This window comes from Massilia sp. LjRoot122 (genome assembly GCF_964252725.1).
Taxonomy (GTDB): domain Bacteria; phylum Pseudomonadota; class Gammaproteobacteria; order Burkholderiales; family Burkholderiaceae_D; genus Telluria.
In genome coordinates this window covers 428,955-450,869 of record NZ_CAXUPB020000001.1, presented here as the reverse complement: position 1 = coordinate 450,869, position 21,915 = coordinate 428,955, and the positions used below count along the sequence as shown (strand labels likewise).

At 64.0% G+C, this 21,915-nt stretch carries 24 protein-coding genes; 6 read left to right on the top strand and 18 right to left on the bottom strand.

What is annotated here, in order from left to right; all coding sequences use genetic code 11:
* Positions 1-17: 17 nt before the first annotated feature.
* From ACSQ25_RS02020 to ACSQ25_RS01975, 10 genes are all read right to left on the bottom strand, one after another.
* Positions 18-386 (bottom strand): nucleotide pyrophosphohydrolase, encoded by a 369-nt coding sequence (locus ACSQ25_RS02020; protein WP_436104043.1) that lies wholly within the window; start codon positions 384-386, stop codon positions 18-20.
* Complete coding sequence (gene can / locus ACSQ25_RS02015; RefSeq protein ID WP_436104042.1) at positions 364-1,059, bottom strand: carbonate dehydratase; 696 nt, start codon at positions 1,057-1,059, stop codon at positions 364-366. Before can ends, ACSQ25_RS02020 begins: the two co-directional genes overlap by 23 nt.
* 97 nt (positions 1,060-1,156) lie before the next feature.
* The gene (gene dnaJ, locus ACSQ25_RS02010; protein WP_436104041.1) at positions 1,157-2,284 is read right to left on the bottom strand and encodes a molecular chaperone DnaJ; all 1,128 of its coding nucleotides are present in this window, start codon (positions 2,282-2,284) and stop codon (positions 1,157-1,159) included.
* Positions 2,285-2,415: 131 nt separating this feature from the next.
* On the bottom strand, positions 2,416-4,356 hold the full coding sequence (gene dnaK, locus ACSQ25_RS02005; protein WP_436104040.1) for a molecular chaperone DnaK: 1,941 nt from the start codon (positions 4,354-4,356) through the stop codon (positions 2,416-2,418).
* A gap of 92 nt (positions 4,357-4,448) precedes the next feature.
* Positions 4,449-5,054 carry a nucleotide exchange factor GrpE gene (gene grpE, locus ACSQ25_RS02000; RefSeq protein WP_436104039.1) on the bottom strand — a complete coding sequence of 202 codons (606 nt, stop codon included), beginning with the start codon at positions 5,052-5,054 and terminating at the stop codon, positions 4,449-4,451.
* A gap of 373 nt (positions 5,055-5,427) precedes the next feature.
* Positions 5,428-6,531 carry a ferrochelatase gene (gene hemH, locus ACSQ25_RS01995; RefSeq protein ID WP_436104038.1) on the bottom strand — a complete coding sequence of 368 codons (1,104 nt, stop codon included), beginning with the start codon at positions 6,529-6,531 and terminating at the stop codon, positions 5,428-5,430.
* A gap of 80 nt (positions 6,532-6,611) precedes the next feature.
* Positions 6,612-7,040, bottom strand: a complete 429-nt coding sequence (locus ACSQ25_RS01990) for an organic hydroperoxide resistance protein (RefSeq protein WP_436104037.1) — start codon at positions 7,038-7,040, stop codon at positions 6,612-6,614.
* 195 nt (positions 7,041-7,235) lie between these two features.
* On the bottom strand, positions 7,236-8,900 hold the full coding sequence (gene recN / locus ACSQ25_RS01985) for a DNA repair protein RecN (RefSeq protein ID WP_436104036.1): 1,665 nt from the start codon (positions 8,898-8,900) through the stop codon (positions 7,236-7,238).
* 34 nt (positions 8,901-8,934) lie between these two features.
* Positions 8,935-9,837 (bottom strand): NAD kinase, encoded by a 903-nt coding sequence (locus tag ACSQ25_RS01980; protein ID WP_436104035.1) that lies wholly within the window; start codon positions 9,835-9,837, stop codon positions 8,935-8,937.
* 134 nt (positions 9,838-9,971) lie between these two features.
* Positions 9,972-10,856: a DUF3667 domain-containing protein gene (locus ACSQ25_RS01975; protein WP_436104034.1), complete on the bottom strand. Its 885-nt coding sequence runs from the start codon at positions 10,854-10,856 to the stop codon at positions 9,972-9,974.
* Positions 10,857-11,004: 148 nt separating this feature from the next.
* Between ACSQ25_RS01975 and ACSQ25_RS01970 the strand changes: the two genes are divergently transcribed.
* The 3 genes from ACSQ25_RS01970 to gloA all read left to right on the top strand — a co-directional run bounded on the left by ACSQ25_RS01970 (position 11,005) and on the right by gloA (position 12,257).
* Positions 11,005-11,325 carry a hypothetical protein gene (locus ACSQ25_RS01970; protein ID WP_436104033.1) on the top strand — a complete coding sequence of 107 codons (321 nt, stop codon included), beginning with the start codon at positions 11,005-11,007 and terminating at the stop codon, positions 11,323-11,325.
* A 10-nt stretch (positions 11,326-11,335) separates the two neighbouring features.
* Positions 11,336-11,767, top strand: coding sequence for an OsmC family protein (locus ACSQ25_RS01965; protein WP_436104032.1), 432 nt, complete (start codon positions 11,336-11,338; stop codon positions 11,765-11,767).
* Positions 11,768-11,843: 76 nt separating this feature from the next.
* On the top strand, positions 11,844-12,257 hold the full coding sequence (gloA, locus tag ACSQ25_RS01960) for a lactoylglutathione lyase (RefSeq protein WP_436104031.1): 414 nt from the start codon (positions 11,844-11,846) through the stop codon (positions 12,255-12,257).
* Positions 12,258-12,303: 46 nt separating this feature from the next.
* On the opposite strand, the gene glf is transcribed toward gloA, so the two are convergent.
* From glf to ACSQ25_RS01930, 6 genes are all read right to left on the bottom strand, one after another.
* Positions 12,304-13,458: a UDP-galactopyranose mutase gene (gene glf, locus ACSQ25_RS01955; protein ID WP_436104030.1), complete on the bottom strand. Its 1,155-nt coding sequence runs from the start codon at positions 13,456-13,458 to the stop codon at positions 12,304-12,306.
* 255 nt (positions 13,459-13,713) lie between these two features.
* Positions 13,714-15,078, bottom strand: coding sequence for a TolC family outer membrane protein (locus ACSQ25_RS01950; RefSeq protein ID WP_436104029.1), 1,365 nt, complete (start codon positions 15,076-15,078; stop codon positions 13,714-13,716).
* A 39-nt stretch (positions 15,079-15,117) separates the two neighbouring features.
* On the bottom strand, positions 15,118-15,441 hold the full coding sequence (locus tag ACSQ25_RS01945; RefSeq protein ID WP_436104028.1) for a rhodanese-like domain-containing protein: 324 nt from the start codon (positions 15,439-15,441) through the stop codon (positions 15,118-15,120).
* 7 nt (positions 15,442-15,448) lie between these two features.
* A complete protein-coding gene (locus tag ACSQ25_RS01940) occupies positions 15,449-16,102 on the bottom strand; it encodes a protein-L-isoaspartate O-methyltransferase family protein (protein ID WP_436104027.1) in 654 nt (217 codons plus the stop codon).
* A 163-nt stretch (positions 16,103-16,265) separates the two neighbouring features.
* Positions 16,266-16,910 (bottom strand): TetR/AcrR family transcriptional regulator, encoded by a 645-nt coding sequence (locus ACSQ25_RS01935; RefSeq protein ID WP_436104026.1) that lies wholly within the window; start codon positions 16,908-16,910, stop codon positions 16,266-16,268.
* Between the two features lie 116 nt (positions 16,911-17,026).
* Positions 17,027-17,917: an SDR family oxidoreductase gene (locus tag ACSQ25_RS01930; RefSeq protein ID WP_436104025.1), complete on the bottom strand. Its 891-nt coding sequence runs from the start codon at positions 17,915-17,917 to the stop codon at positions 17,027-17,029.
* 121 nt (positions 17,918-18,038) lie between these two features.
* Here ACSQ25_RS01930 and ACSQ25_RS01925 point away from each other — a divergent pair, with 121 nt between their 5' ends.
* The gene (locus ACSQ25_RS01925) at positions 18,039-18,320 is read left to right on the top strand and encodes a YkgJ family cysteine cluster protein (RefSeq protein WP_436104024.1); all 282 of its coding nucleotides are present in this window, start codon (positions 18,039-18,041) and stop codon (positions 18,318-18,320) included.
* Here ACSQ25_RS01925 and ACSQ25_RS01920 read toward each other — a convergent pair.
* Entirely contained in the window at positions 18,280-18,498 is a 219-nt protein-coding gene (locus ACSQ25_RS01920; protein ID WP_436108009.1) for a hypothetical protein, read from the bottom strand. The two genes, ACSQ25_RS01925 and ACSQ25_RS01920, sit on opposite strands and share 41 nt — an antisense overlap.
* Before the next feature lie 83 nt (positions 18,499-18,581).
* Entirely contained in the window at positions 18,582-18,827 is a 246-nt protein-coding gene (locus ACSQ25_RS01915; RefSeq protein ID WP_436104023.1) for a hypothetical protein, read from the bottom strand.
* 412 nt (positions 18,828-19,239) lie between these two features.
* Here ACSQ25_RS01915 and ACSQ25_RS01910 point away from each other — a divergent pair, with 412 nt between their 5' ends.
* Positions 19,240-20,073: an undecaprenyl-diphosphate phosphatase gene (locus ACSQ25_RS01910; protein ID WP_436104022.1), complete on the top strand. Its 834-nt coding sequence runs from the start codon at positions 19,240-19,242 to the stop codon at positions 20,071-20,073.
* A 14-nt stretch (positions 20,074-20,087) separates the two neighbouring features.
* Entirely contained in the window at positions 20,088-21,911 is a 1,824-nt protein-coding gene (gene recQ / locus ACSQ25_RS01905) for a DNA helicase RecQ (RefSeq protein WP_436104021.1), read from the top strand.
* The last annotated feature ends 4 nt before the right edge of the window (positions 21,912-21,915 follow it).

Genomic DNA, 21,915 nt, shown 5'->3' with positions numbered 1-21,915 from the left:
GGTGCCGCCCGGCGGGATTATTTCTTGTATTCGTAGTACTTGCGCGCGTCGCCACGCACCTGCTCGGCCGGGTATTTCTCCCGGTTGAGCACCATCTTCTCCTGCACGGCAGCGAACAGGTCGACATCCAGCTTGTCGGCCAGGCGCACCAGGTAGACCAGCACGTCGGCCATCTCGTGCCGCACCTGGTCCAGCTTGTCAGGACCGAGTTCCTCGAGTCGTCCATGCTGCAGCCACTGGAAGTGTTCCAGCAGCTCCGCCGCCTCGACCGTCAAGGCCGAGGCGAGGTTCTTCGGCGTATGGAACTGGTCCCAGTCGCGCTCGTCCACGAAGGCGCGGACGAGATCGCGCAGCCGGGTCAGCTCACTGTCCGCGACGTTCGTCACGCACCTGCTCCCCGTCGATGTAGCCGCTCAACATGCGCTCGCGCTTGGGCGCGATCTCCTCGAAGCTGCTGACCGTGATGCCGAGGTCGCGCAGCAGGCCGTCGTGCACGCCGTAGACCCAGCTGTGAATGGTCAGCGGCTGGCCGCGTTCCCAAGCGTCGCGCACGATGGTCGTGTGCGCCACGTTGACCACCTGCTCGGCCACGTTCAGCTCCACCAGGCGGTTGACCGCCGCGCGGCCCGACACGTTGCCGAGGTACTGGCCATGCTTCTCGCGCACGTCGCGCACGTGGCCCAACCAGTTGTCGGCGAGGCCGACGCGGGCGCCGGTCAGCGCCGCGCCCACGCCCGAGCAGCCGTAGTGGCCGCAGATGATGATGTGCTTCACCTTCAGCACGTCGATCGCGAACTGCAGCACGCTCAGGCAGTTCAGGTCCGAGTGCACCACCACGTTGGCGATGTTCCGGTGCACGAACAGTTCACCCGGGGCCATGCCCAGCAGCTCGTTGGCCGGCACGCGGCTGTCCGAGCAGCCGATCCACAGGTATTCCGGGGCCTGCTGTTCCGACAGCGCCTTGAAGAAGGTCGGGTCTTCGGCCACCATCGAGGCAGCCCATTTGCGGTTGCGTGCGAAGAGGTCTTCGGCGGTCACGCCCGTCGTCTTGTTGTCCATGTTTCTCCCTATGATGCAATGCATGCTGAATAGGTAAGTATACCAACGAAAAAAAACCGCCGGGGACTTGCGCCGCCCGGCGGTTTGATTCGGCTGCTTACTCGAAGAAGTCCTTGACCTTGTCCATCCAGCCCTTGCTCTGCGGGCTGTGCTTGGCGCCGCCTTCGTTGGTCGAGCGTTCGAACTCGCGCAGCAGGTCCTTCTGCTTCTCGGTCAGCTTGACCGGGGTCTCGACCACCACGTGGCAGAACAGGTCGCCGGTATAGCCCGAGCGCACGCCCTTGACGCCCTTGCCCTTGAGGCGGAAGGTCTTGCCGGTCTGGGTACCTTCAGGCACCGTGAACGACACCTTGCCGGTCAGGGTCGGCACTTCGATTTCGCCGCCCAGCGCCGCCTTGGCGAAGGAGATCGGCATCTCGCAGTGCAGGTCGTCGCCTTCACGCTGGAACACCTGGTGCGGCTTGATGTGGATCTCCACGTACAGGTCGCCCGGCGGCCCGCCGTTGGTGCCCGGCTCGCCGTTGCCGGTCGAGCGGATGCGCATGCCGTTGTCGATACCGGCCGGGATCTTCACTTCCAGCGTCTTGTTGCGCTTGATGCGTCCGGCGCCGCCGCAGGCTGCGCAGGGTTCCGGAATGATCTTGCCGCTGCCGTGGCACTTCGGGCAGGTCTGCTGGATGCTGAAGAAGCCTTGCTGCATGCGCACCTGGCCGTGGCCCGAGCAGGTGGTGCAGGTGACCGGCTGGGTGCCCGGCTTGGCGCCGCTGCCGTGGCAGGTGTCGCACTTGTCCCAGCTCGGCACGCGGATGGTGGTCTCGTAGCCGTGCGCCGCCTGCTCCAGGGTGATCTCGAGGTTGTAGCGCAGGTCGGCGCCGCGGTAGACCTGGGGTCCGCCGCCGCGGCCGCCACGGCCACCGCCGAAGATGTCGCCGAAGATGTCGCCGAAGGCATCGCCGAAACCGCCTGCGCCGCCGCCGAAGCCTCCGCCGCCCATGTTCGGATCGACGCCGGCATGACCGTAGCGGTCATAGGCCTCGCGCTTCTCCGGATTGGTCAGCATCTCGTAGGCTTCCTTGACCTCCTTGAACTTCTCTTCCGCTTCCTTGTTGTCGGGATTGCGGTCGGGGTGGTACTTCATCGCGAGCTTGCGATACGACTTCTTGATGTCGTCTTCCGACGCATTCTTCGCGACCCCGAGGATCTCGTAAAAATCACGCTTTGCCATTGGCGGCACCTTGCTTGTTGATCTGGTAAAACGGTGTATGCAAAAAAACCGAGCCGGGAAACCAATCGGTCGCAGCGGCTCGGCCTGTCCCGTGCTGCGGGGCGGGTCTCATGTACCTGCCCCGCCCGGGATTACTTAGCGTCTTTCACTTCCTTGAAGTCGGCGTCCACCACGTCGTCCTGCTGTGGAGCCGATTCGCCGCCCTGGCCGCCAGCCTGCTGGCCGCCGGCCGCGCCGGCCTGCTGCGCCTGCATGTCGGCGTACATCTTCTCACCCAGCTTCTGGGCCGCTTCCGACAGGGCCGCGGTCTTGGCGTCGATGTCCGCCTTGTCGCCGCTCTTGATCGCGCCTTCCAGGTCGGTGATCGCCGCTTCGATCTTTTCCTTCTCGCCGGCTTCCAGCTTGTCGCCGTACTCGGTCAGGGACTTCTTGGTCGAGTGGACCAGCGCATCGCCCTGGTTGCGGGCTTCTGCCAGTTCCTTGACCTTCTTGTCCTCTTCCGCGTTCAGCTCGGCATCCTTCACCATCTTCTGGATTTCTTCTTCCGACAGGCCCGAGTTGGCCTTGATGGTGATCTTGTTTTCCTTGCCGGTGGCCTTGTCCTTCGCGCCCACGTGCAGGATGCCGTTGGCGTCGATGTCGAAGGTCACTTCGATCTGCGGGGTGCCGCGTGCCGCCGGCGGGATGCCTTCGAGGTTGAACTCGCCCAGGCCCTTGTTGCCCGCTGCGATTTCACGCTCGCCCTGGTAGACCTTGATGGTCACGGCCGGCTGGTTGTCGTCGGCGGTCGAGAACACCTGCGAGAACTTGGTCGGGATCGTGGTGTTCTTGTGGATCATCTTGGTCATCACGCCGCCCAGGGTTTCGATACCCAGCGACAGCGGGGTCACGTCCAGCAGCAGCAGGTCCTTGCGCTCGCCCGACAGGACCGAACCCTGGATGGCGGCGCCGACAGCGACGGCCTCGTCCGGGTTGACGTCCTTGCGCGGATCCTTGCCGAAGAACTCCTTGACCTTCTCCTGCACCTTCGGCATACGGGTCATGCCGCCGACCAGGATGATGTCGTCGATGTCCGAGACCTTGACGCCGGCATCCTTGATGGCGATGCGGCACGGCTCGATGGTCTTCGAGATCAGTTCCTCGACCAGTGATTCCAGCTTGGCGCGGGTCATCTTCAGGTTCAGGTGCACCGGCGCGCCGTTCGCCATGGCGATGTAGGGCTCGTTGATCTCGGTCTGCTGCGAGGACGACAGTTCGATCTTCGCGCGCTCGGCCGATGCCTTGATGCGCTGCAGGGCGATCGCGTCTTTCGACAGGTCGAGGCCGTTGATCTTGCGGAATTCGTCGATGATGTAGTCGATGATGCGCTGGTCGAAGTCTTCGCCGCCCAGGAAGGTGTCGCCGTTGGTCGACAGCACTTCGAACTGCTTCTCGCCGTCGACGTCGGCGATCTCGATGATCGACACGTCGAAGGTGCCGCCGCCGAGGTCGTACACGGCGATCTTGCGGTCACCCTTGTCGGTCTTGTCCAGGCCGAATGCCAGCGCGGCCGCGGTCGGCTCGTTGATGATGCGCTTGACGTCCAGGCCCGCGATGCGGCCGGCGTCCTTGGTCGCCTGGCGCTGCGAGTCGTTGAAGTAGGCCGGGACGGTGATGACGGCTTCGGTCACTTCTTCGCCGAGGTAGTCTTCGGCGGTCTTCTTCATCTTGCGCAGGACTTCAGCCGAGATCTGCGGCGGCGCCAGCTTCTTGTCGCGCACGCCGACCCATGCGTCGCCGTTGTCGGCGCCCATGATCTGGTAAGGCATCAGCGAGATGTCTTTCTGGACTTCCTTCTCGGCGAACTTGCGGCCGATCAGGCGCTTCACCGCGAACAGGGTGTTCTTCGGGTTGGTCACAGCCTGGCGCTTCGCCGGGGCGCCGACGAGGATCTCGCCGTCTTCCTGGTAAGCGATGATCGACGGCGTGGTGCGCGCGCCTTCCGCGTTCTCGATGACCTTCGGCTGGCCATTCTCCATGATCGCGACGCAGGAGTTGGTGGTTCCCAGGTCAATACCGATGATCTTGCCCATAGTTGTTTTCCTTTTAAATGCTGTAGTTTCGGATGGATTCAATATTGGGAAATACTGCGTGCTTTCAAGGGCCGCAGCGTCCAGCTCCTGCTTTACTTCGGCGCTGCTGCCGTCACGATGGCCGGACGCAGCAGGCGGTCGGCGATCATGTAGCCCTTTTGCAGCACGGTGACCACGGTATTGGCCTCCTGCTCGGACGGCACCACGGCCACGGCCTGGTGCTTGTTCGGGTCGAGTTTCTCGCCCGCTGCCGGCATGACTTCGACCAGGCGGTTCTTTTCGAACGCGGCGGTCAGCTGCTTGAGCGTCATTTCGACGCCTTCGCGGATGGCTTCGACGGTCTGGGTCTCGACCTTCAGCGCCATTTCCAGGCTGTCGCGCACCGGCACCATGGCCTCGGCGAAGCTTTCGATGGCGAATTTATGGGCCTTGGTGACGTCTTCCTGGGCGCGGCGGCGGATGTTTTCCGCGTCGGCTTTCGCGCGCATGAAGGCGTCATGCATTTCGGCCAGTTTGGCCTCGGTAGCGCTCAGCTGGGCTTCCAGGTCCGACTCAGGGGCGGCCGGCGCTCCGGATGGCGGAACGCCTGCCTGGCCGGCGCTGGCTTGTGCAGCCTCGGTCGCGGCTGCTGCGGTGGTATCCGCCTGCGCTGCGGCGTTGTCCTGCTTGGACAGCTCTTGGTTTTCTTGGTCTTGCATCGAAAAAACTCCTAGAATCAAGGACTTGGCTGAGTTGGTAACGTGTCCTGCCTGACACACAGGGCCCTACATGGGGCGATGTCCTACATTTTCAAGGGGCATTTCCAAGTGAGCCCGTGAAAAAGTGGAAATCATTTGTTACAAGATTTACGGTTTCCCTGAATCATTTCCCAGCGAAAAGTCTTACTCTTTCTGTCAAGCTTGCGGCGGGGGCCGCACTACCGGACAGACATCATGAGACTTCAACTGATCAGTGGCGCCGTCGTGCTGTACACCCTGGCGGTGCTGGCATGGCTGTGCTACGTCGGTATCGGCGCGGCGCCCTGGCATTGACGGGTAAGCGCTTATTTTAACAGGTCGATAAGATCCAGCTTTAGGCCCCCAGCTGGGCGGCGTGCTGGGCACCGACCTGTGCATCACGGCGCCGGGCCGCGCGCTGGGCCGGCGTGAGGATGGTCGGCCAGCCGATCAGGTGCTGTTCGGCGACCTCGGCCAGGCCCGTGATCCAGGCCGGCGACTCGTTCAGGCAGGGGATGTAGTGGTATTCCTTGCCCCCGGCGGCCTCGAAATCGTGGCGCACTTCCATGTTGATCTCTTCCAGGGTTTCCAGGCAGTCGCTGGTGAAGCCGGGGCAGATGACGTCGATCCGCTCCAGTCCCTGGCGCGCCAGTTCCTGCACGGTGGGCGCGGTATAGGGCTGCAGCCACTCGGCCTTGCCGAAACGCGACTGGAAGGTGACGATGTATTCGTCGGCGCCCATGCCCAGGGCCACCGCCAGCAGGCGCGCGGTCTTCTGGCATTCGCAGAAATACGGGTCGCCGAGCATCAGGGTGCGCTTGGGGGTGCCGTGGAAACTCATCACCAGCTTCTGGCCGCGGCCGTGGGCTTCCCAATAGGATTCGACCTGGACGCGCAGCGCCTCGATATAGCCTTCGTGGTCGTGGTAGTGGCGTACCAGGCGCAGCTCGGGGACGTTGCGAATGCGCGCATAGTGGGCGTAGACGGCGTCCCAGACCGAGGCGGTGGTGGTGCCGGAATACTGGGGATAGGCCGGCAGGACCACGATGCGCTGGCAGTACTCGGCCTGCAGGCGGTCCAGCACGTCGGGCAGCGAGGGCGAGCCGTAGCGCATCGCCATCACCACCTTCACGCCTTCATGGCCGCGCTCGGCAAGGGTCTTTTCCAGCAGGGCCGCCTGCTTCTGGGTATGCACCTTCAGCGGCGAGCCTTCCCTGGTCCAGATGGTGCGGTACTTGGCGGCCGACTGGCCGGAGCGGAAAGGCAGGATGAACAGGTTCAGGATGAACCACCAGATCCGGGCCGGGATCTCGACCACGCGCGGATCGGAAAGGAACTGCTTCAGGTAGCGGCGGACGGCCTTGCGGGTGGGTTCGTCCGGCGTGCCGAGGTTGACCAGCACGATGGCGCTGCCGGGCACGGTACCGTGGGGGAAAGGCGGTTCTTTTCTGAAAGGCATGAGCTCAAGTGATTGAAGGGACGCCCGTCATTATAAGTGGCGCCCCCCTGGCTGACGTGTCTACAGCCAACAACAACGGGTCAAGTCGTGGTGTGCAGGCGCACGTCGATGTTGTTGCGGGTGGCGTTCGAGTACGGGCAGACCACGTGGGCCTTGTCGACCAGGTCTTTCAGCTGGGCCTGGTCCATGCCGGGTGCCTTGATGCTCAGGTCGACTTCGATGCCGAAGCCGGTCGGGATCTGGCCGATGCCGACGTCGCCGGTGACGGTCAGGTCCTGCGGCAGCGACACGCCTTCCTTGCCGGCCACAAACTTCAGGGCGCCGAGGAAGCAGGCGGAATAGCCGGCCGCGAACAACTGCTCGGGATTGGTGCCGGAACCGCCACCGCCGCCGAGTTCTTTCGGGGTGCTCAGCTTCAGGTCAAGCACATTGTCGGAACTTTTCGAGCTGCCTTCACGGCCGCCTTGCGAGGTGGCCTGGGCGCGGTACAGCACTTTTTCGATGCTCATTCGAGATTCTCCTAGTCATGGTTGGACAAGCTCGCCGAAGGCGGAGCGTTTGTCACTTTGCCACAGAATGGTGAATTCCGGATGACGGTAGGGTGGGCGGCTGTGCCGCCCACGCGGTGATTGCTAACGGCTCTGGTTTCGTGCTCGGTGATCTTGCCGCCAACTATCACCGCGTGGGCGGGAGACCCGCCCACCCTACGACGCCAGCAACTCTCGCGCATGCTTGCGCGTCGTCTCCGTAATCTCGATCCCGCCCAGCATGCGCGCCACCTCTTCCACCCGAGCCCGGGTATCGAGCACGTCGATGCGCGACACCGTGCGGCCCTCGCCGGTGGTGCCCTTGGCGACCTGGAAGTGCTGGTTGGCCTGGCTCGCCACCTGCGGCAGGTGGGTGACGCACAGTACCTGGCGCTGCTGGCCCAGGCGCTTGAGCAGACGGCCCACCACCTCGGCCACGCCGCCGCCGATGCCGGTGTCGACCTCGTCGAAGATCAGGGTCGGCGTGGTGGTCGCGTGCGCGGTGATCACGGCGATCGCCAGCGAGATGCGCGCCAGTTCGCCGCCCGAGGCCACCTTGGCCAGCGGCCGCGGCGCCACGCCGGCATGGCCGGCCACCAGGAATTCGACCTGCTCCAGGCCATGCGCGCCCGGCTCGCCTTCGTTCAGCGCTACCGCGAAGCTGCCGCCGCTCATGCTCAGCTCCTGCATCGCCGAGGTCACGCCCTTGCCCAGCTCGACGGCCGCCTGTTGCCGCCGCTTCGACAGGCGCCGCGCCACTTCCATGTAGGCCGCCCTGGCCTTCTCTTCCTGCTTGCGCAGGCCGTCGATGTCGCTGGCGTCGGCCAGCTGGCGCAGGCGGGTGGCCAGCGCCGCATGCTCCTCGTGCAGCTCTTCCGGCGTGACGTGGTACTTGCGCGCGGCGCTGTGCAGCGCTTCCATGCGGGCGTCCACTTCGCGCAGGCGGGCCGGGTCGAGTTCGACCTTGTCGATGTAGTTGTTCAGCGCGTACACCGCTTCCTGCAGCTGGATGCGGGCCGGCTCCATGCAGTCGAGCACGGCCTGCAGTTCGGCATCCACGCTCACCAGCTTGCCCAGCTTGGTGTTCAGCGAGGACAGCTGTGACAGGATCGGCTGGTCGGCTTCCGAGATGGCCTGCAGCGCTTCCTGCGCGCCATCGAGCAGACTGGCCGCGTGCGACAGGCGGCTGTGCTCGTTGCTGATCTCGGTCCACTCGCCGGCCTTCGGCGCCAATTTGTCGAGCTCGCTCACCTGCCATTCCAGGCGCTCGCGCTCGATCAGCACATTACGGGCATCGTTTTCGAATTCCTCGCGCTGGCGCACCAGCGCCTTCCAGGCCTTGTAGGCGAGCGCCACGGCCTGTACTTCTTCGCTGGCGGCCGCATCGCGCACGGCGATCTGGTTGTCGAGCAGGGCACGCTGGGCATCGTTCTTGAGCAGCGACTGGTGCGCGTGCTGGCCGTGGATGTCGACCAGCATGTCGCCCAACTCGCGCAACTGCGCGGCGGTGGCACTGATGCCGTTGATGTAGGCCTTGGAGCGGCCGGCGTTGTCGATCACGCGGCGCAGCAGCGCCCCGCCTTCCTCGCTGCCGAATTCGTGCTGCGCCAGCCAGGCAGCGGCGGCTTCGGTCACTGCGAAGTCGGCCGTGATGTCGGCCTTGGTGGTTCCCTCCCGCACCATGCTCGCGTCGCCGCGCCCGCCCAACGCCAGTTGCAGCGCGTCGATCAGGATCGACTTGCCGGCGCCGGTCTCGCCGGTGAACACCGTGAAGCCGTTCGCGAACTCGAGCTCGATGGCGTCGACAATGACGAAGTCACGGATGGTAAGTGTGCGCAGCATGAAAAATCAGGTCTCCTGTCGTGGCTATCGATGCTCAGGTGAGCTTGCCTTCGTTGGTCGGGTATTCGTTCCAGTGCAGCTTTTCGCGCAGCGTATGGTAATAGCTCCAGCCGCGCGGGTGCAGGAAGGTGATCGTGTGCGGCGAGCGCGAGATGACGATGCGGTCGCCCAGCTGCAGGCTGGTGAAGGTCTGCATGTCGAAGTTGACGCTGATGTCGCGTCCCGCCACCAGTTCCACCACGATCTCGCTCGACTCGGGCACGACGATCGGCCGGTTCGACAGCGCATGCGGGGCGATTGGCACCAGCACGATGCCCTGCAGGCTCGGATGCAGCAGCGGGCCGCCGGCCGACAGCGCATACGCGGTCGAACCGGTGGGGGTGGAGACGATCAGGCCGTCGGCGCGCTGGTTGTACATGAACTCGCCGTCCACGCCGACCTTGAGCTCGACCATGCCGGCGCCGGTGCCACGCGCCACCACCACGTCGTTGAAGGCCACGCTGCAAAAGATCTCGCTGTCGTCGCGCACCACGCGCGCCTCGAGCAGCGTGCGCTCTTCGATCCGGCCCCGGCCCTGCAGGATCTCGTGCAGCGCCGGCACCATGCGGTCGAGCGGGATGTCGGTGATGAAGCCCAGCCGGCCGGAGTTGATGCCGATGAGCGGGATGTGGTACTTGGCGAGCTGGCGCGCGATGCCGAGCATGGTGCCGTCGCCGCCCATCACGACCGCGTAGCTGCCCTGCTCGCCGATCTCGGTCACCGTCATGGCCTCGATACCCGCGATGCCCAGGTAGGCCGCGGTTTCGGTCTCGAACACGACGCGGTAGCCTTCCCCGGACAGGAAATCCGTGAGCTGCCTGGCCGGCTCTTCGATGCCGGGAGTGTTCTGCCGCACTACGAGCGCGATGATTTTTTGCTTTTCAGGCGACACTGACATGGGTCCAGGGCGATTGAGTAGGGACTACGGAGATTAACCGATTATCCCTGCGTCTGCTATATGGCTCCCTATGGGCGCCCGTCAAATGACTGTACAAATAAACAGTATAAGGGCGCCGCTCGCTTCCGGCAAGATCAGAGCAGCAGGCCGAGCGCCACCGCCAGCGACACCACCGTCACCAGGGTGAGCAGGTGCAGCGCCAGCAGCACGACCCAGCGCAGCGCCGTCATGGCCCGGCCGCCGCCGTACACCCGCCGCATCGCGGTCGGTAGATAGAACACCAGCCAGGCGAGGAGCACGAAGCGGACGAAGTTCCAGCCGTCCGCCAGTATGAACAGGCTCAGCATGAAGAAGGCGAAGGCATTGCTGTGCAGGGCGAACAGGAAGTGTTCGCCATAGCGCCGGCCGGAGCCGAGGTAGAGCAGTTTCAGGTACAGGGCGAACACCGGCATCATCAGGAAGATCGCATACGGCGTATAGCTGAAGAAGACGCGCTTGGACGTGGCCTTCTGTTCTTCCCGCGGCATGGCGAGGAAGCGGTCGGCCCCCTGCTCCAGGCGCGGGCTGATGCCGCGCAGCCAGAGGCGGGCCTCGCTCCCTACCCTGCTGAGGTCTTCGTCCGGCGCCTGGACGGCGGCCGGCGCGCTCACCGCAGGCCGCGTACTATCGCGTCCGTTGCCGATGTTGATGATATCGACCGCGCTCAACTTGAACAGCGCAAAGAAGATGATGCTGAACGTCAGGTAGAGGCGCAGCGGCTCGACATAGCGCACGCGCCGGCCCTCGATGTACTCGCGGCTCAGGAAGCCCGGCTTGAACAGCAGCAGCGCCAGCGACTTCCACAGCTTGCCTTCCAGCGCCACGTAATGCCCGAGGAATTCATGCAGGAACTCGCGTGCGCTGGGCACGTGCACATGGGCCGGCTGGCCGCACTGGTGGCAGTAATTGCCGTGCGTAGCCGTGCCGCAGTTCTTGCAGGCGTCGGCATGGTCGTGGATCAGGAGAGCTTCAGTGGTCATGGGGCGGATCCGGCAATGTCATCCAAGCTGCCATGTTAAGCGGTTAATTGCAAAAAAGCATCTCGCATTCTCACACATCCAATTGCGCGACTTCTTCGGCGGGGCACGGTTAGGATTGAATTAACTGCAATATGGAAGGAGGGCTGACATGGTCACCGAAACCAAGGACCGCTTCGTCAACACGAAGGCACCGATCGAGAACGATGGCGTCAAGCGCCAGCCGCACGAGCGCGACGAAAGCCCGGACGCGCAGGACCAGGAACCGCGCGGCATCATGGAGCAGGCCGCGTCGGATATGGCGCAGGGCCTGCAGAACACCGACTGCTACGGCACCAACCCGGACGGCCTGGAAAAGGCGGTCGAACCGGCGGCCGGCGCCACCGGCCAGGCCAAGCCGCAGCCGGACGCCAACCGCTCGATGCGCCGGCACGACACCGCCAACGACACGGCGGACAAGAACAATCTTTGAAAGGAATACGATGACCATCAAGCGTAACGGCAGTGCCGTCTGGAGCGGTGGCCTGAAGGACGGCAAGGGTGCGGTCTCGACCGCGAGCGGCGTGCTCAAGGACGCCCAGTACGGCTTCAATACCCGCTTCGAGGACGGCCCCGGCACCAATCCGGAAGAACTGATCGGCGCCGCCCACGCGGGCTGCTTCACGATGGCGCTGTCCGGCCAGCTGGGCCAGGCCGGCATGACGGCCCAGGAACTGCGCACCACGGCAACGGTTTCGATGGAAAAAGTCGAAGGCGGCTTCTCGATCACCGCGGTGCACCTCGACCTGGTGGCCAGGATCCCCGGCGCCAGCCAGGAAGCCTTCGACAAGGCGGCCAACACTGCGAAGGAAAACTGCCCGGTGTCGAAGCTGCTGAACGCGAACATCACGATGACGGCGAAGCTGGAAAACTGAGGCGAATTCGTACTCTGCAGGATCCGCCGCCAGCGCATAGAATGACCGCTTTCCGAATCACCAGAAGGACTCTTCCATGCGCATTCTTCACACCATGCTCCGCGTCGGCGACCTGCAGCGTTCCATCGACTTCTACACCAATGTCCTCGGCATGAAGCTGCTGCGCACTAGCGACAATCCCGAGTACAAGTACAAGCTCGCCTTCCTCGGCTACGGCAGCAACCCGGACCACGCGGAACTCGAACTGACCTACAACTACGGCGTCGACAGCTACGACATGGGCACCGCCTACGGCCACATCGCCCTCTCGACCGAGGACATCTACGCCACCTGCGACCAGGTGCGCGCCCTAGGGGGCAACATCACGCGCGAGCCGGGCCCGGTCAAGGGCGGCAGCACCGTGATCGCCTTCATCACCGATCCGGACGGCTACAAGGTCGAGCTGATCGAGCGCAAGGACAATGCGGCCGGCGCCGGCCTGAGCAGCTAAGCACAGGCTGCAGAACACAACGGCGGCCTGTACGGCCGCCGTTTTCTTATGCCAGCGGATCGATCACGAAGGCCGGCATGCGCGCGTTGCCCTTGGCGCATTCGAGGAACTTGTCGCTGGTCGCCAGCGCTTCGTTGATGGTCACGTCCATGTCCAGGTAGCGGTAGGTGCCGAGGCGGCCGACGAAGGTCACGTTCGGCTCCTCGCGCGCCACGTTCACGTAGCGTTCCAGCTGCTGCTTGTCGCGCGCCTGGCGGATCGGGTAGTAAGGAATGTCCTTCTCTTCGCACTGACGGCTGAATTCCTTGTAGCACAGGGTCTTCTCGTGCTTTTCCCACGGCGAAAAGTGCTTGTGCTCGGTGATGCGGGTATACGGCTGGCTGTCGTCGCAGTAGTTGATGACGGCATTGCCCTGGTAGTCGCCGGTGTCGCGGAAGACCTCGAAGTCGAGCGTGCGGTAAGGCAGGCGGCCTTCGGAGTGATTGAACCAGGCGTCGATCGGGCCGCTGTAGAACACGTGCGCGTAGTCGCCTTTCAGGGCCGGGTCGAACCTGGTGTTCAGGTGCAGGGTGATGCCCGGCACGTCCATGATCTTCTCGACCAGCGCGGTATAGCCGTCTTCCGGCATGCCCTGGTACTTGTGCGCGAAGTAGTTGTCGTCGTAGTTGAAGCGCACCGGCAGGCGCTTGAGGATGCTGGCCGGGAGCTCGGTCGGCTGCATGCCCCACTGCTTGACGGTGTAGGTCTTGAAGAAGGCTTCGTACAGTTCGCGGCCGACGAAGCGCAGCGCCTGGTCTTCGAAGGTCACCGGGTTCTCTATCGACTTGTCGCCCAGCGAAGCGAGGAATTCCTGGGCTTCGGCCGGGCGGAAGGTCTTGCCGAAGAACTGGTTAATCGTCAGCAGGTTGATCGGCAGCGTATAGACGCTGTTGTTGGTGATCGCCTTGACGCGGTTCACGTAGGGCATGAAGCGGCTGTAGCCGTTGACGAACTCCCACACGCGCTCGATGTCGGTGTGGAAGATGTGCGGACCGTAGATGTGCACCATGACGCCGGTCTCGGCATCGCGCTCGGAGTGGCAGTTACCCGCGATGTGCGGGCGCGATTCGAAGATCTCGACGGTGTAGCCAGCCTTGGCGAGCTGGTTGGCAATGACAGCCCCGGAAAAACCGGCGCCGACAATCGCGATGTTCTTTTGCATGTTGTTTTTCCTTAGGGGGATGGAGAATTCCTGAGGCCGCTCCTGCCGGCAGGCGGTCTCTTCCGCACTGCCATTCAAGCGGCATTAACGTTGTCAGTTTATCAGTTTTGCAAAAAAATCCGCCCAAGTGCGACTTGTCGTGCGTCAACTATTTTGTCGTGGAATCAATGAGTTAGCGCGTGTTCAAAAACAAAAAGCCCGGACGACAAGGTCCGGGCTTTTCACATTCCGCGGCAGGCCAGGCCTGCGCGGCGATTACTTGTCGAGCAGGTTGTTCACCGCCGCCAGGTCCGACTCGCGCAGCGAGCCGGAGGCAGCCTTCAGGCGCAGGCCGTTCAGGATGGTGTCGTAACGTGCACGCGACAGGTCGGTGCGGGTCTGGTACAGCTGGCGCTGGGCATTCAGCACGTCGATGTTGATGCGCACGCCGACCTGGTAACCCAGCTTGTTCGATTCCAGTGCCGACTGGCTCGACACTTCCGCCGCTTCCAGCGCCTTGACCTGGGCCATGCCGCTGTTCACGCCGAGGTAGGCCTGGCGCGCCTGCAGGGCCGCCTGGCGCTTGGTCGCCTCGAGGTCGTTGCGGGCCTTGTCTTCCAGCGCGATGGTTTCGCGTACGCGGCTGGTCACGCCGAAGCCGTTGAAGATCGGGACCGTGAACTGCACGCCGATACCCTTGTTGGTGCCGAGGCCGGAACCGTCCTTGCGGCCATGGACGTCGGTGCGCTGCGAGCTGGCCACCAGGTCCAGGGTCGGGTAGTGGCCGGCGCGGGTCTTCGAGATTTCGCGCTTGGCCACTTCCACCTGCAGCTGCGACACGGCGACGCCGTAGTTGTCGTTCTCCGCCGACGACACCCATGGGTCGGGGTTGGCTGGCGACGGCGCCACCAGGGTGATGCCGGGCTTCAGCGGCGCCAGCGCGCTGGGTTCGGCGCCGATGATGGCCTGCAGCGCATTGCGCTTGTTGTCCAGGTCGTTCACCGCCGCGAATTCCTGGGCGATCACCAGGTCATAGGCCGCCTGCGCTTCGTGGGTGTCGGTGATGGTCTGGGTACCGACTTCGAAGTTGCGCTTGGCCGATGCCAGCTGCTCGGTCACCGCGGTCTTCTGGGCGCGGGTCGATTCCAGCTTGTCCTGGGCCGCCAGCACGTCGAAGTAAGCTTGGGCGACGCGGGTGATCAGGTCCTGCTGGGCCTGGGCGAACTGGGCTTCGGAGATGGATTGCTGCAGCTTGCTCTGCTGGTAGGTTTCCCAGCGATCCCAGCGGAACAGCGGCTGGGTCAGCGCGATCGTGAACGTGGTGGCGTGCAGGTTCGAACCGCTTCCCTGCACCCGGGTCTGGGCGCCGGTGAGCGGATCGGTGCTGATCACCGTGCCCTCGTTCCAGGGCGAGTCGTCGCGGTCGTTCTTGATGCTGCTGCCGGTGATGCCGACGACCGGGAGAAGTCCTGCACGCCCCTGAACGATCCGCTCCCGGCCGGCGGCGGCCGATGCGCGCGCGCTTGCAAACGTCGCGTCGTTGGCCAGTGCCTGCTGGTACACCTGGATCAAATCGGCCGCGCTGGCATTGAGCGAAAAGAGTGCGCTGGCGACCAGCACGGCAAGAAGGGGTTTCTGCATCACGTTCTCCACAGGAGTCATCAAAAGTTAGGAAGCAGGTCAGTACTTCGGCATCGAAGGATCGACCTGTACGGCCCAGGCGTGTACCCCGCCCGTCAAATTGGTTACTTTGTCAAACCCGTTCCGTTCGAGGAAGGCAGCAACCTGCATGCTGCGTGCCCCGTGATGGCAGATGCACACGATTTCTCGGTCATCCGGCAATTCTCCGGCGCGGATCGGCACCAGGTGCATCGGGATCTGGGTCGAACCTGCGATGTGGCAGGTGGCGAATTCCCAGTTCTCGCGCACGTCCAGCAAGAGCGGCTGCTCGGCCGCCGGATCGGCGAGCCGGGCTGCCAGCTCCGGTGCGGTCATGTGCTGCATCGCGGCCTCAGAACTGGAAGCGCGACGGCGTCTGCGCACCCGTCAGCGGCTTGACATTGGTCTCGAAGATCTTGACCGTGTCGTAGCCCGTTTCCGAGGTACGGGTGACGATGTTGAAGCTCATCGCCGGCGCATCGCCCAGAATCACACCCAGGCGGCCGCCCACCTTCACCTGCTTGAGCAGCGCTTCCGGCAGCACCGGCAGGCCGCCCGACACCAGGATCACGTCGTAGGGCGCGCCCTTGTCCCAGCCGCTGGCGCCATTGCCCTCTTCGACCGTCACGTTGCCGACGCCGGCGCGGGACAGGTTCTCCTGCGCCAGCCTTGCGGCTTCCGGCTGGATCTCCACGGTGGTCACGTGGCGCGCCTTGTGCGCCAGCAGTGCCGCCATGTAGCCCGAGCCGGCGCCGACTTCGAGGACGTTCTCATGCTTCTTGATCGCCAGTTCCTGCACGATGCGCGCTTCGACCTTCGGGTTGAACATCGCTTCACCGCCCGGCAGCGGGATCTCGACGTCCGCAAACGCCAGATTCTGGTACGCGGCCGGCACGAACTGTTCGCGCTTGACGACGTGCAGCATGTCCAGCACGTCCTGGTCGAGCACGTTCCACGGACGGATCTGCTGTTCGATCATGTTGAAGCGGGCTTGTTCGATATTCATCTGAGTTCTCGGTGGAAAAATAAATAATCCGATATTTTATCGTTGAACGGCCTCAGGACGCACATCTTAGCGATGGGCTGCCCGAGACCAGGGGAAATTGCGACAGTCTGCAGTTTAGAGGGGTTGAACGCCGGGAAAACGGCGTCCTGGCGCAAATGGCAACTCAAGCGGCGCGGGGAAGGAGGCCGTTAAGCGTGAGGTCGAGCAGATTTTCGAGAAATGCCTGGGGATCCAGATCGCTGCAGTCGCAAGGCGCGACGGCCGAGTGCTTCCATACATTGAGCATCATCATCGGCGCGATCAGCACCTGGGTCATCTGGGTGATGTCGAAGCTGCGGAACTCGCCCCGGTTCACGCCCCGTTCGAGGATGCTCGAGATCATGCGGACGGTCCGGCTCATGACCTCTTCCCGATAGAATCTGGCCAGTTCCGGGAAATTGACGGCTTCGGCAAGCATCAGCTTGCCCAGGCCCGAGGCCTTGCTCTGGCCGATCTGGCGCGACCAGTTCATGACCACGCTGCGCAGGAGCTCGGCGCTGTGTCCCTCGAATTCGGCAACCGACAGTTCGGCCTTGCCCAGGAAAGGAAGGATGCTCTCGCGCACGACGGCCTTGAACAGTTCTTCCTTGTTCGTGAAGTAGAGGTACAGCGTTCCCTTGGACACGCCGGCGCGGCGCGCGACGTCTTCGAGGCGGGTAGCGGCAAAGCCGTGTTCGACGAACAGCTCAATGGCGGCAGCAAGGAGCTCCTGGGGTCGGGCATCCTTCCGGCGCTCCCACCGCGGCTTGCTGTCGAGTGGACATTGCATCTTTCTGCCTAGAAACCAACTGAAGAGTCAAAGACTATAGACGGGGCTTGTGGGGCAGTCAAGCAATCCTTGTGTTACCGAAACTGTCAATATAAACAGGTATTTACATCATTCCTTCAGCTCATACCCGGGCCGTAAATACGGCCGTTGGCACGCGAGTCGTACAGGCCGCCGTCGGGGTTGCGCGGCGGGCTGTCCTGCTGCTGGCGCGGTACCTGGAATACCGACAGGCGGTCGACCAGGCCGGGCGCAATCTTCCCCATCAAAACATCGAGCTCGGCCATGACACCGACCCTGACGGTCCGCATCGGCACCACCGCCGCATGCAGGATGGCCGCTGCCACCTCATGCGGGTCGACCTGGGGCCCGGGCAGCTTCGGTTCGCGGTCCATGTAGTTGCGCGCATGCTCGGGCAGCGGCGTGTCGACGGCGGTCGGCTCGATCAGGGTGATCGACACCGGGGCGCCGTCCACCTGCTCGACCTCGATGCGCAAGGCGTCGGTGAAGCCTTTCACCGCGTGCTTGCTGGCCGAGTACATGCCCTGCATCGGGATCGCCACTTCGGAGGCCTCGCTGCCGAGGTTGATCAGGGCGCCGCCCTGGCGCGTCAGGTGCGGCAGCGCCACCAGCGAGCCGTGCACCATGCCCCAGAAATTGATGTCGAACAGGCGCCGGCTGTCTTCTTCCGAGACCTGGTCGAGGCGGCCGTAGATGGTGCTGCCGGCATTGTTGACCCAGGTGTCGATGCGGCCATAGCGCTCGATCGCGACCTGGGCGATGCGCTCGACCTGGGCACGCTCGGCGACGTCGGCCACGACGGCGATCGCCTCGAAGCCGTTCTCGACCAGCCCCTGCCGGACCGCCTCGAGCACGTCGGCCCCGCGCGCGGCCAGCACCAGCTTGGCGCCCTGCTTCGCCGCTTCCTGGGCGGTGGCCAGGCCGATCCCACTCGATGCGCCGGTGATCACCATGACCTGACGGTTCAGGGGTTTGAGGGGACTGGACACGGGACCTCCTGCTTGTGCATGTGCGATGGATGCAACGTAGCAGGAAAACGGCGGGCGACGCGCCCGCTACGGGGCCGGCGGCGCTATACTTCCGCCCTGCCTTTTTCTTCTCTACCCCACCATGCAGTGCAGAGACAACTGCGGCGCCTGCTGCACCGCGCCTTCGATTACCAGCCCGATTCCCGGCATGCCCGACGGGAAGCCGGCCGGCGTGCGCTGCGTCCAGCTGGGTGAGGACGAGCGCTGCCGCATCTTCGGCCGGCCCGAACGTCCGGCCTTTTGCGGCGGTTTGCAGCCTTCAATGGAAATGTGCGGGAACAGCCGGGAGCAGGCGATCCGCTGGCTGGACGAGCTCGAACGCGCTACGGCGCCCCTGGATTCTCATCGTCCGCCTCGCCTTTGAGCGTGAGCAGCCCGAAGCGCTTCTTTTTCTTCTTGATGACGACAGCATGCTCGACCGCCGGCTTGGTCGCGGGCGGCGGCGCCACGGGCAGGGGAAAGCCGAGGAAGGCCATCACGAAAAAGATCGGCAACAAGACATAGAACAGCGGCCGACGCCAGTTCAGTTTCTCTTTTAGCATGGCGCGCACATGGCGCCGTGCTTACGAAAAGCAAGACTGGCCCCCTACCCGCGCAGGGTAATCTGCCTGCCGCGCCTGTCCGCTTACGCCGAAGCGGTCTTGCCGCGCGCCTGCTGCACGCGCTGGAACAGCCCGCCCAGGGTCAGCCCTTCGTGCCAGATATCGTCGAGCATCAGGCCGTACTTGTCGCGCAGCGCCTTCGCCAGCGTCTCGATTTCCTGGGCCTCCGGCAGCCAGCGGGTCGGGTTGACCGCGCGGTAGATGCCGAGCACCTCGTCGTCCGGACGGAAGTGCAGCTTCTCGCTGTCGCGGAAGGAGAAAGCGGACACGAAGACGGACAGGAAATCGCGAATGTCTTTACGCGAAGCGGTAGGGAAAGTGCTGCGCCAGGCCCGGCCCTGGCAGGGTCGGTAACGCAAGGAGTTGGGCAATTGCCACCCGTGGAATGCTGCCCAGGCAAGCGCAGCAAGGATGAGAACAACAAAAATGCTCATTCGTTTGAGTCAGGAATACTCATGCGGTCGAGTGTAGCACGCGTTCGGGGCCGCGGCGCACGACAGAATTTTCCAGTCATGCCGATGAGCTAACCCTATGGCAAGCGTGGCGCGGTACAATCTTGCACCGGACACAGCAGGTGCGCCCCAGCTGTTGTGATCATGATAAGCTTCGACCCCGCCGCACCTCCACGGAATTCCCCGTACACCGCACCCAGCCGATTTCTTACGCTTACTGTTACCCCTAATGGACATTCTTCTCGCCATCAAGGCGATCATCATGGGCCTGGTCGAAGGCTTCACCGAGTTCCTCCCGATTTCCTCCACCGGCCACCTGATCCTCGCGGGCAGCCTGCTGAATTTCACCGGCGAGAAGGTCAAGGTCTTCGAGATCGCCATCCAGGCCGGCGCCATGCTGGCCGTGATCTGGGAATACCGCCGGCGCATCGCCAGCGTCGTCTCCGGCCTCGGCTCCGATCCGAAGCAGCGCCGCTTCGTCCTGAATATCCTGATCGCCTTCTTCCCGGCGGCCCTGCTCGGTTTCCTGTTCAGCGGGCTGATCAAGGCGGAACTGTTCGCACCGGTCCCGGTGGCGACCGCCTTCATCGTCGGCGGCCTGGTGATCCTGTGGGTGGAACGCCGCCACACCGGCGGCGAGCACAAGGCCCGCGTGGACAGCGTGGACGACATGAGCTACAAGGACGCGCTGAAGGTCGGCCTGGCCCAGGCCTTCGCCCTGATCCCGGGCACCAGCCGTTCCGGTGCGACGATTATCGGCGGCATGCTGTTTGGCCTGTCGCGCAAGGCGGCCACGGAATTCTCCTTCTTCCTGGCGATCCCGACCCTGCTCGGCGCCACCGTCTACTCGGTGATCAAGGAACGCCACCTGCTGTCGATGGCCGACCTGCCGATGTTCGCCCTGGGCGGCCTGGCGGCCTTCGGTTCGGCCTTCCTGTGCGTGCGCTGGCTTCTGCGCTACATCAGCACGCACGACTTCACGATCTTCGCCTGGTACCGTATCGTATTCGGTATCCTGGTACTCGTGACTGCGCACTTCGACCTCGTCGTGTGGGCTGAATAAATAGTAAGTAAAGTATGACAACCGATATCGGCGCGCGCGCCCTCCACGTCCTCGAGACGGTCTTCGGCTATCCCGCCTTCCGCGGGCAGCAAGGGGAGATCGTCGAGCACGTGGCCAGCGGCGGCGACGCACTCGTCCTGATGCCCACCGGCGGCGGCAAGTCGCTGTGCTACCAGATCCCGGCGCTGCTGCGCGACGGGGTGGGCGTGGTCGTCTCGCCGCTGATCGCGCTGATGCAGGACCAGGTCGACGCACTGGAAGAAGTCGGCGTCCGCGCCGCCTTCCTCAACTCGACCCAGACCTTCGAGGAAACCCTGCGCATCGAGCGCCTGGTGCGCAGCGGAGAAATCGACCTCGTCTACGTGGCGCCCGAGCGTCTGCTGACGCAGCGCTGCCTGGAACTCTTCGACGCCTCGCCGATCTCGCTGTTCGCCATCGACGAAGCGCACTGCGTGTCGCAATGGGGCCACGACTTCCGGCCGGAATACATCCGCCTGTCGGTCCTGCACGAGCGTTACCCGGGCATCCCGCGCATCGCGCTCACCGCGACCGCCGACCAGCAGACCCGTGACGAAATCGCGCACCGCCTGCAACTGGACGATGCGCGCAAGTTCGTCTCGTCCTTCGACCGCCCGAACATCCGCTATTCCATCGTCGAGAAGACCACCGGCCGCAAGCAGCTGCTCGACTTCATCAGCAGCGAGCATCCGCAGGATTCCGGCATCGTCTACTGCCTGTCGCGCAAGAAGGTCGAGGAAACCGCCGACTTCCTGAACGAGCACGGCATCCGCGCCCTGCCCTACCACGCCGGCATGGAATACAGCCAGCGCGCGGCGAACCAGGCCCGCTTCCTGCGTGAAGACAACATCACGATGGTCGCGACCATCGCCTTCGGCATGGGCATCGACAAGCCGGACGTGCGCTACGTCTGCCACCTCGACCTGCCCAAGAGCCTCGAGGGGTATTACCAGGAGACCGGCCGCGCCGGCCGCGACGGCCTCCCGGCCAGCGCCTGGATGGCCTACGGCCTGCAGGACGTGGTGCTGCAGCGCCGGATGATCGACGAATCCGAAGCCGACGAAACCTTCAAGCGCGTGCTGTCAATGAAGCTCGACGCCATGCTCGGCCTGTGCGAGACGCTGAGCTGCCGCCGCATGCGCCTGCTCGACTACTTCGGCGAGCGTTCCGGCCCTTGCGGCAACTGCGACACCTGCCTGATCCCGCCGGTGCAGGTGGACGGCACGGTGCCGATGCAAAAGCTGCTGTCGACGGTGTATCGGGTCGATCAACGGTTCGCGGCCGGCCACGTGATCGACGTGCTGCGTGGCGCCCAGACCGAACGCATCAGCCAGTGGCACCACGACAAGCTTACCGTCTACGGCGTCGGCGCCGACCGCTCCGAACAGGAATGGCGCGCCATCGTGCGCCAGGCGATCGCCCTCGGTTTCGTCACGGTCGACCACGATGCCTTCAGTTCGCTGAAGTTGACCGACGCCGCGCGCCCGGTGCTCAAGGGCGAGCAGAAGGTGCAGCTGCGCCAGTACCAGAAACCGGTCAAGGCCAAGCGGCCTTCGTCCTCGCGCAGCAGTGGTTACGAGGAACTGGAATTGTCGCGTTCCGAGCAGGCGATCTTCGACCGCCTGCGTTCCTGGCGCATGGGCACCGCGCGCGAGCATGGCGTGCCGGCCTATGTCGTGTTCCAGGATGCGACCCTGCGCGAGATCGCCAAGGTCAAACCCGGCTCGCTCGACGCGCTGCGCGGCGTGTCAGGCGTCGGCGAGAAGAAGCTCGTGTCCTACGGCGATGAAATCGTCGCCATCATCAACGAGATGATGTAGTTGG

What these genes read in the sequence shown, in the direction of transcription:
- can (WP_436104042.1), bottom strand. Translation starts at nt 1,059, where the DNA reads ATGGACAACAAGACGACGGGCGTGACCGCCGAAGACCTCTTCGCACGC.
- dnaJ (WP_436104041.1), bottom strand. Translation starts at nt 2,284, where the DNA reads ATGGCAAAGCGTGATTTTTACGAGATCCTCGGGGTCGCGAAGAATGCG.
- dnaK (WP_436104040.1), bottom strand. Translation starts at nt 4,356, where the DNA reads ATGGGCAAGATCATCGGTATTGACCTGGGAACCACCAACTCCTGCGTC.
- grpE (WP_436104039.1), bottom strand. Translation starts at nt 5,054, where the DNA reads ATGCAAGACCAAGAAAACCAAGAGCTGTCCAAGCAGGACAACGCCGCA.
- hemH (WP_436104038.1), bottom strand. Translation starts at nt 6,531, where the DNA reads ATGCCTTTCAGAAAAGAACCGCCTTTCCCCCACGGTACCGTGCCCGGC.
- ACSQ25_RS01990 (WP_436104037.1), bottom strand. Translation starts at nt 7,040, where the DNA reads ATGAGCATCGAAAAAGTGCTGTACCGCGCCCAGGCCACCTCGCAAGGC.
- recN (WP_436104036.1), bottom strand. Translation starts at nt 8,900, where the DNA reads ATGCTGCGCACACTTACCATCCGTGACTTCGTCATTGTCGACGCCATC.
- ACSQ25_RS01980 (WP_436104035.1), bottom strand. Translation starts at nt 9,837, where the DNA reads ATGTCAGTGTCGCCTGAAAAGCAAAAAATCATCGCGCTCGTAGTGCGG.
- ACSQ25_RS01975 (WP_436104034.1), bottom strand. Translation starts at nt 10,856, where the DNA reads ATGACCACTGAAGCTCTCCTGATCCACGACCATGCCGACGCCTGCAAG.
- ACSQ25_RS01970 (WP_436104033.1), top strand. Translation starts at nt 11,005, where the DNA reads ATGGTCACCGAAACCAAGGACCGCTTCGTCAACACGAAGGCACCGATC.
- ACSQ25_RS01965 (WP_436104032.1), top strand. Translation starts at nt 11,336, where the DNA reads ATGACCATCAAGCGTAACGGCAGTGCCGTCTGGAGCGGTGGCCTGAAG.
- gloA (WP_436104031.1), top strand. Translation starts at nt 11,844, where the DNA reads ATGCGCATTCTTCACACCATGCTCCGCGTCGGCGACCTGCAGCGTTCC.
- glf (WP_436104030.1), bottom strand. Translation starts at nt 13,458, where the DNA reads ATGCAAAAGAACATCGCGATTGTCGGCGCCGGTTTTTCCGGGGCTGTC.
- ACSQ25_RS01950 (WP_436104029.1), bottom strand. Translation starts at nt 15,078, where the DNA reads ATGCAGAAACCCCTTCTTGCCGTGCTGGTCGCCAGCGCACTCTTTTCG.
- ACSQ25_RS01945 (WP_436104028.1), bottom strand. Translation starts at nt 15,441, where the DNA reads ATGCAGCACATGACCGCACCGGAGCTGGCAGCCCGGCTCGCCGATCCG.
- ACSQ25_RS01940 (WP_436104027.1), bottom strand. Translation starts at nt 16,102, where the DNA reads ATGAATATCGAACAAGCCCGCTTCAACATGATCGAACAGCAGATCCGT.
- ACSQ25_RS01935 (WP_436104026.1), bottom strand. Translation starts at nt 16,910, where the DNA reads ATGCAATGTCCACTCGACAGCAAGCCGCGGTGGGAGCGCCGGAAGGAT.
- ACSQ25_RS01925 (WP_436104024.1), top strand. Translation starts at nt 18,039, where the DNA reads ATGCAGTGCAGAGACAACTGCGGCGCCTGCTGCACCGCGCCTTCGATT.
- ACSQ25_RS01920 (WP_436108009.1), bottom strand. Translation starts at nt 18,498, where the DNA reads ATGCTAAAAGAGAAACTGAACTGGCGTCGGCCGCTGTTCTATGTCTTG.
- ACSQ25_RS01910 (WP_436104022.1), top strand. Translation starts at nt 19,240, where the DNA reads ATGGACATTCTTCTCGCCATCAAGGCGATCATCATGGGCCTGGTCGAA.
- recQ (WP_436104021.1), top strand. Translation starts at nt 20,088, where the DNA reads ATGACAACCGATATCGGCGCGCGCGCCCTCCACGTCCTCGAGACGGTC.